Here is a 17,308-nt window from a genome sequence, read left to right as displayed (position 1 = left end):
CTACTTGATTTTAATTAGTTTCTTTGTAAAATCTATCCGTTTCATATCTGCTGCCATACTTGAACCATAAACAAGATAAACGTTTTCTTCATTGATATCTTGTTTGATTAAATAGGCGTTTCTTACAAGATTACATGCGGGGAATTTATCAATGCTTGATAGTCCATAAGAGTAGTCACCTTTTTTGATAAGCACTGCACCATTATGTATAGATTCAATACTTTCCCACATTGGCCATGTGTATCGTTCATCAAGAGGCATCAAATTGCTTGTGTCGATTATTGTCAATCCAATAACTTGTTTGCGAAGATCGACATTTCTATAGCTACGTTTTACGACTGCGAATATCCTATCTTTATCTTGAAATAAGTATGGTGCTGCATCGACATAACAATCTGACTCAAAACCGTCTTGGGTTGAGATATAACATTCTGGTAAGACTCCATCATACTTAAAACCAGTCATAATTCCGGTGCTTTCGAACAAATATATTGTGTCAAAATAGCGAGAATGTATACCTGGCTGACTAACTTTTATGTATTCTCCCATGACGGTCAGTGTTCGTCCTTGCCACATAGAATACTTTTCCTCAAAATTATCTATGGTTATGACTTTGTCACATTCAATTCTCATAACAATATGTATATAAATGAGTGATTATCAGTAAAACTATCATTTTGTTTCTCTATGTCAAGTTTATCCATGCGGATTGATTCCATTAAATAATCAATAGGACATTCATTATACATGCCATCCGTACATATTAGAATTTCGTCCCCTAAGCATAAATCGAGTTTGTCATGATCAACCTTGTCATCATCATTACCCATGATAGAGCGTGTTATTATATGCTTGTACCGTTTTTTTTCGTCAAAAGTGAGTTCTCTTACACGGCTTAAATCATTCAATAATGAGTGATCTTCTGTTTTATATAAAAGATTTTTATCCCTATAGACATAAACTCTTGAATCTCCAGCCCAAAAAATTGAAGCTTGTAAGCCGTTCAGGAATACAGCAGCAACAGTGCTTCCCATCTTGGAGACACCTAAGTTCCTGCATTCTGTTTGAATATCTCTTGAAACCTCCTTAGTCACTTCATCTATAGACAGATTATTGACTAATCCATGAATATAACTTTCACATACTATCTTTGAAGCTATCTCTCCACAGTCATATCCACCTATACCATCTGCTACAATATGAATACTTTTATCATGATCGAACGACAATGATGCGAGACAGTCTTGATTTATTTCACGACATCCTATATTACTATATTTAATTACTTTCATTATACGGCTTTAATTGTATCACCTCCATGTTTGGTCACTCTTGGCCTTGTACTTATTTTCATAGGACGGCTCGTTACTCCTTTGTCAGTAGATTTAGTTGCCCATAAATAAGCTTCTCCAGGCATTAATGTAGCCATATCTGAAGATGATAATGTTTGTAGTTGGGTTATAGATTTTTGTACATGTTTAACCCATTGAGGGCTATTGAACTTGTGCATCAGCATTATCGACGAAAGTTCAATTATCTCTGTTGGTAGGCTCATTGGATCCTGACTTGCTATCATCATTGACACTCCTTTATGTCTCATTTCTCGTATAGCAGTGACAATAGTACTTGTCAAGTCCTTGTTGTCCATGTATTTATGAGCTTCATCAAAAACAATGAATTTATTGAATCTTATTCCTTGATATTCCTTAACACCAGCGAATATATTCAACATTATTACGAAAAGGCCAAGGGCATCATCTTTGTCAATAAACTCATCTCTCAAATCCACAATAATCAAGCGACCTGGACGGAGTAAAGAACCAAGTTTTCGACTATCATCAATATATTCTTCAGCAAAAGATAAACGTTGTTGTGCTAATGCTTTTTGTGAAGCAGAAAGTAATGGAGACGCATCAACACTCTGCTTTAAGCTATTAAGGTTGAGATTTTTTCGGTTAGCTCTCATTATAGCACGAAGCTGATTTATATAAGTGGACTCATTTCCAACAGCTTTCAGTAGGAACATCCAATCTTGAACATTTAAGTCTGTAGAATGGAATGCAATAGGATGAATTTCTATTGAAGGATACTCTTCCTGCCTTTCCTCTAATTTGTCAATAGGACAAAGCATAATGACATCATTAATATTATCAGGCTCTGCTCCATAAATATCCTTAAGCTTCTTCAACTGACCAGCTTCGTCATTTGGATAAATCATCGAGGTAAATTCAGGCGCATAATCCATGCTTTCGCTGTAGTGGAAGATGACACTGGCCATAGGTGCCGGCAAGAGGTTTATATTGGGGAACTGCTTTAGGGTCATCTCAGTGATAGTTCCGATTGTATAGCTTTTACCTCCACCTTGAACACCAAAAAGACTTATCGTATTCGTCTCACTCAGATCAATGGCAATTTTCTTGTGACCATTAATACTTTCACCAAGAATACCATATTGTTCACTTCCGCTAGTCTTACCGATAAGAATATCGTAGCTTGGTGCCTTATAATCAGTTTTCTCTCCTTCTTTTGAAGTTGTCTTTACATTGTTTCCTTGTCCTTTTTCGTTACTGTCAGAGTCTATTTCTTCCGAATCAGAAGAATTTTCATTAACTGGATCTTCTTCGGAATCAGGTTCATCTTTTACTTCCTCATGTTCAGAAGGATCAATAATATCTTCTTGTGATTCTTTAGAAGACTCTACATTTTCTGTCTCTATGGGTGGTAATTCTTCATCGTTATGACTTATTTTAAAAGATTCTTCGCGCATCAATCGATCTGATGTCTCAAAGGCAGTGCGGAAATCGTAATCAGCATTCATCATTTCCAGATCAATTGTCTTGACGGACATGTCTTTATCGAGAATACGCTCAATCATAGGCTTCCCCATGATATAGTATAATATCTCATTCATGTCATCTTTCCGTTGATATTCCGTACTACCGAATTGATATATTAATCCGAGCCTCTTGAATCTGATTGTGTAATTTCCTTGAATCAAAGAAAGGATAAACTTCTCATATTCATCTGCTGTTTCTTCATTGAGATATTGATACCTTGCTGCACGTTTTGAATAAAACATGAGCAGAGACTGCAATTCAAGTGTCATCAGCTCCCGGTCCAGTCGATCTGGAGTTTGAAAATCAATGTCAAAACGTTTTCTTAGAGCTAAAATAGTGTTGTCTATTTGGTGACGCATTTTTTCCTGTAATGCTGAAAGCTCATCATCAGATAAGATTTGACGACATTTGATTTCAATTACTGTGAAAACAATCTCTCTTTTATTTGTATGGAAATCAACTAATAGGTTATCTGCACGCTCGTGTGATTCTGCATCCATATCTCGGAATAACTCCTGGTGAAGATCTATAGGAATTATAAATGAATCAGAAAGAAGATCTTTTTTTCGTAACATTCGTTTCATCAAGGTTGTACCCAACACTTCAAAAGCCTTGTTCCTGGTGCTCCCAAGTTGCATTATCATACTACTTGAAACAGAACGAATATCAGCTAAAAGTTCAAAAAATGACTCTTTATCACTCAAGTTTATACCAAAGTTTTTAAAATGAGGCACTAATAATCCTTCTATTTCTGATGTCGGTCTGCAAGTCAGGAATGATGAAATACCATTTAACTCCACACTTGGAAGGTAATCTAAAAGATACGGAGTTTCACCTTCTCTGCATGGAATATCATAGAATTCCGGTCCCATGTTTTTATCAAAAGTTATTACCCAGTCACTAATATCATGCACATATGACAGTAGGATGGAGTTTTTATCTTTGATGCTAAGCGTAAGTGATGGTACAGATGCTTCATGATCTGTAGTCATAGAGTTTGCAACTATCCACTGAAGAGTTGAAAAAAGTTCCTGAGTTTCATTAGAAAAATTTGACACAGGATTTGCTAATGGTGCTTCAGAGATATATCTATGCCACATGTAACCCTTTTCCGCTTTTTCTACTTGAATTATCGGACGGGTGATAACGCCATTTAAGAAAAATGACTGTTGCCGTGTGTTTGAGCGTTTAAGCGATGCTTTTGTCGGGAATGGATTTACCAAGAAAGAAAGATGAGCAGGATATTTATTAGGGTCATTGGTAAATTCATCCACGCTATTGACCGAGAAACGCAATTTCGGGAATAGCCTGTTATCATCTGCCTGAGAAAAATTCTCTGCTTCTTCTGAAACTTGTGTATCCGGATTCAATAAGTCTCTTAATGCTTCTCCTTGTGGAAAGCGCTTATCATCGCAAAACATTCTGATTTCGTAATGAATATCAAAAGGCGTATTTGCGGTATCACGTTCAAGCATAACAAGGTTGTCAGCGAAAACAGCTGCATCGCCGGCATTGAATATATTGATAATAAGCTTGTTTGTGTAAGGATGCTGTGTTATATACTTCCAAATCAGACGATAAACCATCTGCTTGTTTACATCAGAATCTATACGATACTGAACACCAATATTAAGTAATTGGGACACATATGCTTTTAGCTGGCGAAATCCTGTAGAGAAGGTATCATCACCTGACTGCTGAGGATTAACATAGAATCCCCAACCAAAACATAGTTCACCAACATATTGGAGATAGTCCTCATTATGAATGTCGCGCATAACTAATGGAGCAACATCCTGAAGTAAATCTCCATAGAACAAGTTATCCAACTTCTTATACCAAACATCAGGCTTTCTGTAGCGAGAATCTTCTGCAGTTTTGGTTTCCCATTCTTCATATTGCTCATATATATTGACTAACCATCCCAGTCTGATAGGATGTAGAGGTGTCAGCAGTTTTGTATGAGCAATTCTGTCATCTGGCATCTCTATTTGAAGAGAAACCGTATCAATACTTTGTATGAGAACAGCTAATGACTGACTTATATTCTTTTCTTCAAGAGATTTTAGCCATGCATGATATTCATGAATATACTCCTTTATGTCGCCGATGTGGTTAAATACTTCGTAAGTCTCAATTACTCCAGTCCTGTCTGGTGCTGAATTAAGAATACTTTCAAATAAAGACACTCTTTTCTCAATAAGAGATTCAGGTATTTGCAAATCATCTATTTCTCTCAGAATTATTGATTTGAGAGTCTCATCTGTATAGTTATCTGATATTATAGCATCTATATAACCCAGCTTTTTGCTGTTTTTTAGAATCGTCTCTTCCAATTCAAGAAGCTTGATTGAAAGTGGAATCTGATAGTTGTTGTTTGTATCATATCGTAATTGAAATGTTTTTATATGCGTTGCAAACTGCCAACTTTTATATTCATCGTCAGATGTTTTCCCTGATTTGTCATTTATTGCTTGTCTTTGAGGAGTAGTAAGTTCCTGTCCTTTTCGATTGAGTTCTATACGATAGCGGAAATAAGCTTGAAGGACATTGTTTATTTTCATACGAGTACCTGTTTCCTCCGGCTCATCCGTAGCGTTTACGACTTGCAAGAAGAACGTGTCACTGTCAGAGGTCAGCAGTCGTCTGGTCTGTTGTTGAAACTCTTCCTTACTTATATTACCGCTTGTTTTAACCTTTTCCCATTCTTGTTGAATAGCTTCATCCCTGAACACGTCTGATACATTCAGTTCAGTACCGTCATTGTTTTCTGCATATACATGGAAAAAATATGTTCCGTTCTCAAAGGCGTTATTCAGTGAAAAAGTTATGTCACGATAATCCTTGTTGTTTTCTGATATTTTTTTTGTTACAACATCAGTCTCTTTATAGAAGCCATCGCCATTCATGATGGCAATCTTTACTTTCTTTAGTTCGGTATAAGCACTGGGCTTGGGGGAGAAGTAGATTCGTAGCTTGACTTTGGCTCCTTTACTCGGTTCCATTTTAAGTTTTATGTCTTCGCCGTCAAGGTGAAAGACTTTACCACCTAATTCAACTTTTGTTACATGTAGTACACCTAATTCAGTAATGTTCTTTAGATAGCTATACCAATTAGAAAAATTTAACTGAGGATAGTTCTCCAAAACTTGTGCGCATAAGTCCTTTCTGTTAATTAGTGAGTTATTCTCACGCAAAAATTTTGCTGCCTCTTGTTGAATTGTTCCTGGTTTTACAGGAATTGCACTAATTCTATCTGCAATAGCCATTGAATAATCAGCCATTACAGATATACACTCATCGTTTTTGACAAGAAACTGAGGAATATACTCTTTTTTTGAAACTAAAGAGGAGTCAGGAAGCAGGTTTAGTAAATATAACCCGTTTCCAATTGCTTCATCTGTTCCCCCATTTAAGATAACATACAGCAGGTATTTAATCTTATCCTGCAGTGTACAGTCAAGATCTTTTCCTGCGTAATTTAATGCCTCTTTTATAGCTTGTTTGCCAGATAATTGTGTTTGAAGTTTCTTATATAGTATTTCATCAAAGTCTGAAATGCTTAGCTCCCTAAACGTAGCATTACCATAAGAGTCCTCAGCCGATGTTGAGCTATTAACAGGTATGAGCACTAAAATGGATTTTGTTAAATCATTCCGGAGCTCAATCAACTTAGTAGGCGTTATATACTCTGCTCCCGTCATACCGGGATCTTCTGTAAGTATATAGAATAGAGTTTCGGTGTTAAGCAGAGACAAACGGGTATACAAGTCACGTAATATGTCTAAAGACAGACTTGTGACTTTCATGCAATTACCTGGTTGCGCAGATTCTATGCTTTTGCCATATACCTCCATGAATATGTCAAGGATATGATCGTAGTATGCTTTTATTATATTCATTGTTTCTTTTATTAATGGTTGAACTTATACCTCGGACGAATCTTCTGTAAAGAAGAAGCATCACTTAAATCCGTGTAGAAACCAATTTGCCGCAATTTGTTCTTGAGTGCGTTCATGTTTTCTTTGAATGCCAGATGTGTCTTAATGTCGGCGTCCTTAAATCGAGGTTCATCTGTGCCATCAATTATTAAACCATATCTGTCCCGTATTTCTTTTGCAAGTTGGCGAATACTTAGTGGTCTTGATTCTAAGCCTCCTGAAGGAGTTTGGTCGATGACTAGCAATTGTACCAATACTTCTAATAATTTTGATCCAATAGCTCCACGTCTTCTATGTTTACGGCTTCTTCCATCTATGATGAATGCTGACGCTTCATTTTTCATAGAAGCTTTATCAATGAAATCTCGTGAATACCTTAATTGATACGCAGCACCAACTTTCATTAAACATTGTACATATTTATCAAGAGGAGTCTCTTCAAATTGAAGATATTCTTGCAGTTCCTTTACATTTTGTTCTGCTTCCTGCTGTTCTTCTGCCGTTTTTACATTAGCATAATATTTATTGAATATATTACGTAGATTGGCATTTATATCAGCGTTGATTTCAAGAGCTGGATTCTTTATCATTGAAAGAGCTGTTGCTACAGAAGCGTGAGGAGTCACTATTCGTCGCATAACTTTTATGGAGTATGAGGCTTTGATATAATCAATTAACCCATTAAATGTTTTATCCATATCTGCACATGCTATAGGAGCAACGCCGCTTTCAAGCTTATCCGTCAAATCTACCACCTGACTCCAATCATCCACAACATCAACTATTCCTTCCTTAACCATTTTAGGCAACAGGTATATGAGCTTTTGGAAATACAGAGACAGATGAAATCCAACCAGTATCCGCAGGTAGTCAATAAATACTGAACGTGGAATACTATGTTGATATGCCAAAAGACGCATTATGTCATCACAGAAAAGATTGGACTGCTTTTCTAATAGTGGTTTAATAACTATTTGAGACGATGATGCTTTTGTATCAATATCAATAAGTTTAATTAAATGAAGAATACCAGCAGTATCAACATCTAAAGTCGAATTATCCACCAATTTTCGGCTGGAATTGTCCCAACCGATTGAAAGATAATCTTTGAGAGCTTTCATAACTTCTGGACGCTGACTTAACATGATAAATAACTGATCTGCAGAATTATAATCTTTTGTGTGTTTAATGTTCCTTATTCTGTAGCTTTCCAAATGTAGTGGGCGCATAGATGCGACATTTTCTTTCGCCTTGCCACGATACACCATGTTCACAAGGCTACTTCTAAGCCAACTTTCAATAGCTTCTTGATTATCAGAATAGCCAGATACACAATGCTCCTTTTCTAAAATCATGAAATATTCCTTTAGCGATCTAATGTCATGAAATTTTCCAGATTTTAACATTAGCTTGATACGTGCTCCATTATTACGCATGAGCATGAATAGATTTACTAAAACATTGTCAATTGTAATAGCTTTTACATCTGAAGCAAATATATATGGATCGCGGAAGGCTTTTTCTTCTTTGTCAATAATAGGCATTTGCATGGCTTATTCCTCCTCTTTTTTTAATGGTTCAACTATCAGTTGCATAGTTTTTCTATCTAAAGAAATCTTGTAATAAGATTTTTCATTGTTCGTCACAATGACCTCAGTGTAGGTTTCGCTTGCAAGTAGGTTCTTAAAGACCTGTAACTCAATAAAGCGTCCTCTGAGATCGCTTATTGACGGACTAAATCCGTTCTTGATATAGTACAACATCTCATACAAATCAAGTGACACTGTAAGTTGAACAGAATGGTTCTTTTTGTACCTGAATATAAAATTATCATGTTCATGTTCAAGAAACTCTGTAAGGCGTTCATTTGTATCTACCATCAAGTCAAAGTCTTCAAGCGAGAATCTTCGATAGCTCTTTCCACTTGGATCATTTACTCTTGAAGAAGATAGGAGCAGGTGCTGAGTTGAAATTCCCGGATTCCAACATCCTTCACTGCAAGAGATTGCATAAGCTAAACGCTTTTTCTCAGCTAACCAATTAGTATCGTTACTATTTAGAATAGTATAAAAATCTTTAATGGATTGATACGGCATCCGTTGCATGTAATCGACTTTCCCCTCAAAGTATTGGTGTCTGATAAAAGTTTGATGACGTATCTTTAAGAACTCTATCTCCTTAGGAGACATGTCATAACTTGGCTTTATTGTTAGCAATGAATTGAATTCATCTAACAATGATGTCGTAGAACGAGAGGCAAAAGCCAAATAATCAAGTTCATTTTTGTCACGATAATACAAATCTCTATCCTTATCTGGAATGGCAACATTTGCAATATCTGTTTCTCGCAACAATTTAATGATTCTATCCTCAGATCGTAAATGATGGAAATAAGCACTTTCAGGCGCCGTAACATTAAAATATAACCTAAGCCACTCTTCAAGGCGTATCTGTTCGTATTCTTGCTGTAATACAGCCTTTGCAGAAGCGTCTGAAACTTCTTCAAGTTTGGATTTTATGTCTTCTTCTCTTTGAATGAGGGCTGGTATTTGGTCACAAGTATAATCGCGAGTCAGCATCCATGCTATCATGGAGCGCAAGTCTCGCATAGTAATGTGAACTTCTCGTTTATACACTATGGTTCTTACAATCCACTCGAGACGAGTGATAATTTCGTTTCCTACAGCAGAATCATTAAAAGAGCTAACGTTAAAGTTAATAAAACATTTACTCGCTAATGGACAAGTTCTACATTTGCTCCACAGATGAGGAGACGTCAAAGCCTTGATTTGTTTACGTAGTAATGAGTTGCCATTATTGTCCTTTGCTGTTACTGAACGTAGATTCAAATTGATAATCATTACGCCATCAGGAAGTTTGGCGATTCCACCTTTATAAAAGTATTCATCAATAGCATCATAGAGGAATTTATGTTCGGGAGATCCTTCAAGGAAGTCCATTAATCTACCTTCATTGATAGCAATAATGCGGCCTTCTGATGCTTGATTGAAATTGTCATATAATCCTTCAAATGGTTTGAAAAAATCAGTTAGAACATCGCTGTTCTTCATATTTTTTTCATCCTGAGAACCATCATAATTAGTCTGATATACAATTCCATTCAAGAGAATACGGGCTCCATTATGAGTATCGTCAAAATACTCAATCTCATCGCTACATTGTTCTACCTGACGTATGAATGCCGTTTTACCGTCACCGGCATTTCCTGTAATAATCAGAAGACGATATTTTCCTTCCTTAATTGCAGAAAGTAGGTCGGTATCTAACTTTGTCTTTGTATATGTCTCTTTATCCAATATGTTATTGCCTTTCCATCCTGCACGTGTTCCAGCATTTCCTCCTTGGCTTTGGCTATAAAGGCTATTGATATAATCAACTATTTGCAGCTCTTGTCCGTTATAGTCAAGGACAGCGACTTCTGTTTTCTTAGCTATTCCAGATTCTCCAATGGCCTCTAAAGATTCCAACATCTCTTTTGCTGTCTTGAAACGATTTTCATGTCGTGTATTGATAGCCTTCATGACGAATGCTCCAAAGTCTGGGCTTATTAAAGAATTTAACGACACAATATCTGTTGGTATCTTATCTAAGACAGGTATTCTTTTGCCGGGCCAAGGATAGCTGTGTGTCAATAACTCATATAATGTTATACCCAACGCAAATGTATCTGCACTATCTTCCCATTGCATGGTCTGCCCATTCATTAAATCAGGTGCTAAATACGGCCATGTTCCAACTTTGTCAAGATCATGAACATTACTTGTAGCGATGTTGAAGTCTATCAGAACAAACTTTCCACTTTTCTCAAAGATAATGTTCTCAGGTTTGATATCACGATGTCTGAGTTTCCTGGCATGAAGATATACGAGAGCTGAAGCCATCTCATGAATGAACTTATATATTATTGGAAGAGTAAAATACTTATCTCCAAGGCAGTATTCTCTTATATCCTTACCGTTGATAAACTCCATTAAGGTGTAGAATAATCCACCGTAGGTTATACCATTAAATTTAAAACGGACAATATTCGGATGACTAACATCCTTTAGTGCGTTAAATTCATCTATTGTAGATTGTGGACTAACTCCTTCCTTGAATATTTTGACAGCAAACATTGCCCCGGGCTGAAGAGTATGAATAGCTTGAAAGACCTTTGAGAATCCACCTTCACCCAACTCCTTGTATAGTGATATCTCAGGAGTTATCATATCTCCATTTTTTAATTCACTCCAGTCTTTGGCTTCAGGATGTTTTTCCTGTTGACCGTATTTTTTCTCAATAGCCTCTTCAAAAATATAGTCACAGATTTCCTCAATATTAGACCATCGATGGCTTGCATCTTCTACTATAATTCTACTACATACAATGTCAACCCAAGGATCAACATTCGGGTTCCGTTTGCTCGGCATCATGTCTTCAGTCAATGAGCCTCCCTTTGCTTTAAGTTGCAAGTAATTTGAGAATGGTAATTCGCCAACCATAAGCTCATAGACAATAACTCCAAAAGAGTAAACATCTGAAGATGGCGAATAATCTCCAATTATTACATCCTCTGATGTATATGGATCACGATCGAACGCATCCAGACTTAAAGATATATTTTGCTTGTCAGGCTCATGCAGCACATTATATGATAGGCCAAAGTTGGCTAAAGCAGCATGTCTGTCAACCTGAATATATACATTCTCCGGACACACATTTCTATGAATAATACCATTTTCATGAGCCAGCGCAAGAGCCTTACCCAAGTCGAGGATAATCATAATTTTATCTTTATCTGTAAAGGTATTCCTTTGCATGGCACTGCGCAATGAATGTTCTTCCAGATAATCGGTAATAACATAGTAATGATTCCCATCCTCACTGGTCTGGCAACGGCTTTTGATAATAAGAGGAGAGGCTGGTAATAGCTCTTCACTCATCTCTGCGTTATGTACCAACTTGTTGTGCCTGTCGAGCTGTATAGGAGACAGTCCTTCTTTATCGAGAGCATAATCGCGAACCTTGTGTTTCTTATCTTGCAAGAACTTGCTATGACACATGTATTCTACATAGTCATCGTTTGCCTCTAGAATTTCTTCTATAATATAATTACAGACCTCTGTTTTCTTCTTCTTTTGAGATTCACTACTGCCTACAAGATATTCCATAATTGGCAATTGAAGATGGCTGATTGCGTTTGCTGACTTGTGAAGACGGTCATAATCCATCAAATAGTTCACAAGTTCGTCATTCAAAAGAAATGTTTTATTATCGCAATATGCTCCTTTCTCAAAGCCTGACTTGTTTTGCCCAAGAGAGCTAAGAGTGACTATTGCATCAACCCATGCCAAGCCAAAGCGATGATCCTTCTTCTTCAAATAGCTCGCCAATAATTTACTCTTAAAAGTCGCTGACTTTATTGGATTTGGCTTCTCTGTATCATTTATAAACCAAGAAGTGTCATTTGCTTCTATTCGTCCCTTATAGTCTTTGTTCTCTATAGCATAGATAGCATGAGGGGCAATTACAATGCAATCATACTCCCAATATTGAACTGCACCCTGTGCATTCATACTTGGGTATTCTCCATTCGGAACAAGATAAAAGCTATCAGGTAGCTTTAGTTCCAAAAACTTAAGGAGTCTTTCTTCTCCTGCATTAACAGGGCCTCCAGAAAATTTGGGTACACAAATTTTAGCCATATATACTTATTATCTATTTATCAACACTTTAAGTTTCTCTATTATTCGGTTTGCCCTTTTGGGGATTGCTTCTTCGCAGAAAGAGCAAAACATATCAAAAGCTTTGAAATATTCATCGCGTTCAAGTCCTTTCATTGAACTCCATATAAACATGAATAGGTCTTTAGGTTTACTTTCGCTGTTGACATAATCCTCTAGCATCAGATTCGTTATCAATTTCTTAAATCCCTCTTCTCCTTCGTAATCAACCATTAACTTCCTGTTTCTATAAAGTATGCCCTGAAGGGCTTTGTCAAGTTCCTTTTGACCGGTAAGTACATTGTAGATTCCTTGCAGAAACTTATCCATATATCCACGGTACTTGGGACCTGATCTAAGCTCATCAAACGTAGCCTTGTTGGGAAGTACCCATATATTTCCAATGGAATATGCAATATGTGCAACGTGTATAGCCCTTTGTGTCTGTTCAGCTGAAGGATTAAACTTTTCCATACCTTTGAAATATTCATCCATAATGTTTGAGCCAAACAGATTCAAAGTTTGATTCATCGTATTGCACCAATACTTATAATGCTCCATGGTCTCTACATTCAGGTCTGGCCATACATCAGAGAAGACTACAGACATAATAGCTTTTACTATATTGGATCTTGGAATATCACAGCCACCGTATTTGCTGTCATCTCGTAAGTTTGACAAATTATATTCTCGCAATTTGTCAATGTCTCCATTAAGTTTTTCGCTTATAAATTCTTTTATGAGCTGTAAGGCATATACGTTTGAAGATTTTTCTTCTTTCTCTTTTACCGCTTCGGCTTTTTCCCTTTCTCTACGTTCAAATTCGGACTCGTTATCTTCCGGACCTCTATAATGGAGACAGTATCCTTTGATATAATTTTCACGAAATTCATCTTTCGCCAGTTTTTCGCAGCCGTCTCCTTTTCCTATGATCGTATTAGCGAAGATACACCCATCACATACCCTTCCTTCTATTCCTTTCCATGGGAAATTATCATCCACTTCGGTCTTGAACTCAATGTCAGAATCTTCCGCAAGAGGATGAATGACAATAGGTTCATAGTCATCTGGTATGAAAAAATCAAAGAATAACATGAAATGATGAGTCATGTCATGATATAGAGTGCCATATGGAACTCCTGTTGTCTCTCCGCAATTAGGACAATGGTATAGGAACAGCTCTTCGTTGAAGATCTTTTCCCTAAGTTTCGGGTCAAGATCAACATTCACTGAGTTCCAAATATCCATTTTGCCTTTAGCTTGGCAATGTGGACAGATTATTGTTTCTTTTTTAACTTCTGACATAATTCATTCATTTAATATATGACTACTATCATACTTTATCATATATCAGTCTCGCACGTTTTCTTTTAATTCTTACTCCAACTATCTATTTCATTTTCGACTAATTTTATCGCTTTTTTTTCTTTAGAATTGGCTTCATATTGTTTTGAATAAGCCTCGCAGACCATAGTGTGGATAGCATCCATATCTTCTTTTTCAAGAATTGGAACAGGTAATGTATATAATAACTTCGGATTAGGATAACATTGTTTTGTCCCATATTGTGTAGAACGAATTAGACGAAATCCATAATCACTACTAAGCCATGCATATAAATATCCTGATGGAATGCCTTCTGCAGGAGACATTCTATAAAAGGCGCTTGAAACAAGTTGTCCATTTAGTTCATCTCCGACATACATACATCTGCAAAATGTTTCATTCTCACCCAAGGTGCCGATTTTTGCTATCAAAATTTCACCTTTACGAAGTAGATATTTTTTATATTGAGGCCTATTAACAACCCATTTACCTTGAATATGTTGATTAAATATATCTGATTGGTTAATCAACATGATTCCGTGACCTTCTTTTAGTTCCTTAACGGATACACCTATGGGTGATTGCAACTTGTTAGCATCAAGAGCTTCATATAAACTTATTGTTTTACACTTTTTGAGTCTCGGTAGAACTTTTGTCCTTATTCTTTCTGAGTGATTAAATGCATTTATTGTAGTTGTATTTATGTCTTTAATACTTCTGATAAAACATGATACTTCACGGTCATTAGATTGTGGCCCAAAATAATCATAATCCTCAGTTGATAAGTCTCTTAGCTCAGCCTTGTTTTTTAGATACTTTCTTGCTGTTTTTAACATTACTGTTGCATCTTCTCTTAATTTTGAGGCTTCTTCAACCAAATTACTCACTTCTTCTTGAAAAGGTGTAGGAAAAGACGGTATAGCTATATTATATACATGATCTATATTAATATGTTTTACCACACCACCAAATTTTGATTGTGTTAATTGGCAATAACCATATTTTGATGATAAATAGGCAAATACAATCCCTTTCAACATTTTACTATCATCAGGAATGATACGAATCAAATCATGAGTCGCTATTCTACCTTCAAATGCTGAATTTGTGAATATTACATTTCCTATAGTTCCAGAACAAGTAATCAATATCCAATTCTTATGAAGTTTCAAGTAATTCAATTCTTCTGATTGTTTGTTTGATAAAAAACGATTTGTATCTAAATCAGCAAGAACTGTATCTGACGCTGAAAGATATGGAACTCCATGTTCTTTATCTTTAACAAAGATTCGAGAAAAAATATTGCCTATAAAAACTTTTTCAACAACATTTTTAATGAGGACATTTCCATAAGGAAGTTTGTCTTGTATACCTCTAAATCTTATAGCGTCACTTAAATGATATGAAGGGTCAATCCTATTAGATACTGCTATATTTTTGTGCAAAGTAATAGTACCACATTTCATAATAGTCCCTCCAAATATTTTTTATATGCTGCACTTATTTTTGGTAAGTCATCATCTACATGCTTAACACGTTCAGTGCGGTGACGTGCGATCAGTTCTCCATTATGGTTATAACTTACCCATTCTTTATTTTCAACAAAAAGGATTTCTGCTCCGTCATCATCTCGTTCATAAATTACATTGCCCCTTCGATCTTTGCCAACTTTTTCGGCAATAGCCATAAATACATTATAAATTTCGCTATCAGGGTCAACTAAACGTTCTATTGCAGTCTTTTTTTGAAGGAATAGCAAAGAGGCTTGTACTCCAACTTGTGGAAGGAAGGTTTCCACTGGCAGGTCTATACTTGCTAATAGTTTGAAGTGTTCTAATATCCATTTGCGAACGGACTCCATATTAGGATTACCGAGTATTCCATCTGGTAATACTATTCCCATTTTCCCTCCTGGCTTCAAAAAATTATAACATTGCTCAATAAATAGAACTTCAGGTGCAGTAAAAGCTTTCAGTTCGTAGTTTTCTGCAATAGTAGAAGCGACCTCTACTTTTGAGCCGAAAGGAGGATTGGTGAAGATACAGTCAAATTTACCCAAAGCATTTTCCAAAGAATATGAATTGTCACAATCTTCGATATCACCTTTATGTTTTACGCTATTGGCGACAGATTCACTGACTTTATTTACATCAGGTAAAGTACCATTGGGGTATTCCAAAGAGTTGATATTGTATATGTTTGAATGACCATCTCCAGCCATAACCATATTCATTTTAGCGGCTTTCTTTAAATCAGGGTCGAAATCAAATCCAAAAATCATATTTTCTGCATACTGTCTTACCTTTTCATTAACAGCATCAGAATTTGACTTAGTTTCGAGTAATACCCCTTCCAATTCAGGATACATATTCTTGGTTATCTGCTTACGTACATGATCAAGTACCATAACGATGAAGCCTCCAGATCCACATGCTGGATCAAGAACACGAGAATTAATGGTAGGATTAATAATCTCCACCATACACTTTATTACGTTTCGAGGAGTAAAGAACTGACCGGCCTCTTGTTTTAGCGTGTTACTGACAATAGTCTCATATGCAGTACCCTTTACATCAACAGTTGCATCAAGGAAAGAGTATTTTGAAATTTCGGACGCTACATATGCTATTCCATTGTCTGATAATGAAATTTGTTCATTCCCAGCAAAGACTTCCTTGAATATAGCATCAGTTTTCAACTGCTCAAAGATAGATTTTATACGCTTTGCTACTGCTTTTTGACCTTCTGGGGTATTTCTTTCCTTTACACCGACCCAGAATTGACGATGATAAGACTCATTGCGTTCTGCACATAGATATCTGCGCTTTTCGTCATAGATTTTACAAAAAATGAGATTTAGTAGTTCCCAAAAAGCGTCCTTCTTTCGTCCTTCATTTCCATATAGATAATCATGGCATCGCTTGAATGTCCTAATTAATGAATCGTTTGCTGGCTTACGAGGTTGGGAACGATCCCCTCTACGTTCCATGTCTTCAATGGACTCATCAACACCAGGAAAGTCTGTAATATCGACAATCTTTTCATTGCCGACCGCATCTTCTGTTCTTTGGCTAAAATGAAGCTCATCACCATTTGTCCATAATCCGAAATCACAGGAAGATGCACGTAGGGCATAATTCAATGTGCTTTCAACACCTTTCTTGGAATCGGCAGCTTTCACTTTGGTATCGCAAACAATACAAATGCGTTCAAGATTTTCAGGTTCTTTGGTAGCACCTGCACGAAATATGGCAAGATCAACAGTGACACGTTTACGCTTATCTTCTTCGTCTTGGAAAGAAAACGTAAAATCACGTTTCATGTCAGACATTTCAAATCCATATTCTTCATTCATTTGAAGGATTACTGATTGAAGCATCAGTTCCTTAGCACTTGCTTTTTTCTTGTTCCCGGTTAGGACACAGATCAGTTCATCATCGTTCAGAACGATCTCATCTTTTATCTCCTCCGCCATATTGGT

At 36.4% G+C, this 17,308-nt stretch carries 8 protein-coding genes; all 8 read right to left on the bottom strand.

Translation table 11 applies throughout. The features are described 5' to 3' along the window. The 8 genes from BQ8005_RS06630 to mads2 all read right to left on the bottom strand — a co-directional run bounded on the left by BQ8005_RS06630 (position 1) and on the right by mads2 (position 17,302). A complete protein-coding gene (locus tag BQ8005_RS06630; RefSeq protein WP_075317508.1) occupies positions 1–633 on the bottom strand; it encodes a hypothetical protein in 633 nt (210 codons plus the stop codon). Further along, on the bottom strand, positions 630–1,292 hold the full coding sequence (locus tag BQ8005_RS06625; protein WP_075317507.1) for a PP2C family protein-serine/threonine phosphatase: 663 nt from the start codon (positions 1,290–1,292) through the stop codon (positions 630–632). Before BQ8005_RS06625 ends, BQ8005_RS06630 begins: the two co-directional genes overlap by 4 nt. Further along, complete coding sequence (mads8, locus tag BQ8005_RS17515; RefSeq protein ID WP_075317506.1) at positions 1,292–6,739, bottom strand: methylation-associated defense system ATP-binding protein MAD8; 5,448 nt, start codon at positions 6,737–6,739, stop codon at positions 1,292–1,294. Before mads8 ends, BQ8005_RS06625 begins: the two co-directional genes overlap by 1 nt. An 11-nt stretch (positions 6,740–6,750) precedes the next feature. Then, entirely contained in the window at positions 6,751–8,322 is a 1,572-nt protein-coding gene (mads7, locus tag BQ8005_RS06615) for a methylation-associated defense system protein MAD7 (RefSeq protein WP_075319001.1), read from the bottom strand. Positions 8,323–8,331: 9 nt separating this feature from the next. Continuing rightward, positions 8,332–12,483 (bottom strand): methylation-associated defense system protein kinase MAD6, encoded by a 4,152-nt coding sequence (gene mads6 / locus BQ8005_RS06610; protein ID WP_075317505.1) that lies wholly within the window; start codon positions 12,481–12,483, stop codon positions 8,332–8,334. A gap of 9 nt (positions 12,484–12,492) precedes the next feature. After that, positions 12,493–13,806 (bottom strand): CpXC domain-containing protein, encoded by a 1,314-nt coding sequence (locus BQ8005_RS17030; RefSeq protein ID WP_083610512.1) that lies wholly within the window; start codon positions 13,804–13,806, stop codon positions 12,493–12,495. 65 nt (positions 13,807–13,871) lie between these two features. Beyond that, positions 13,872–15,293 carry a methylation-associated defense system restriction endonuclease subunit S MAD5 gene (gene mads5, locus BQ8005_RS06600; protein ID WP_075317504.1) on the bottom strand — a complete coding sequence of 474 codons (1,422 nt, stop codon included), beginning with the start codon at positions 15,291–15,293 and terminating at the stop codon, positions 13,872–13,874. Further along, on the bottom strand, positions 15,290–17,302 hold the full coding sequence (gene mads2 / locus BQ8005_RS06595) for a methylation-associated defense system DNA methyltransferase MAD2 (protein ID WP_075317503.1): 2,013 nt from the start codon (positions 17,300–17,302) through the stop codon (positions 15,290–15,292). Before mads2 ends, mads5 begins: the two co-directional genes overlap by 4 nt. Between the last annotated feature and the right edge of the window lie 6 nt (positions 17,303–17,308).

It is taken from the genome of Bacteroides togonis (assembly GCF_900130135.1).
In the GTDB taxonomy this organism is placed as follows: Bacteria; Bacteroidota; Bacteroidia; order Bacteroidales; family Bacteroidaceae; genus Bacteroides; species Bacteroides pullorum.
Note: the sequence above shows the minus strand (reverse complement) of the source record. Positions and strands in the feature narration are given on the sequence as shown.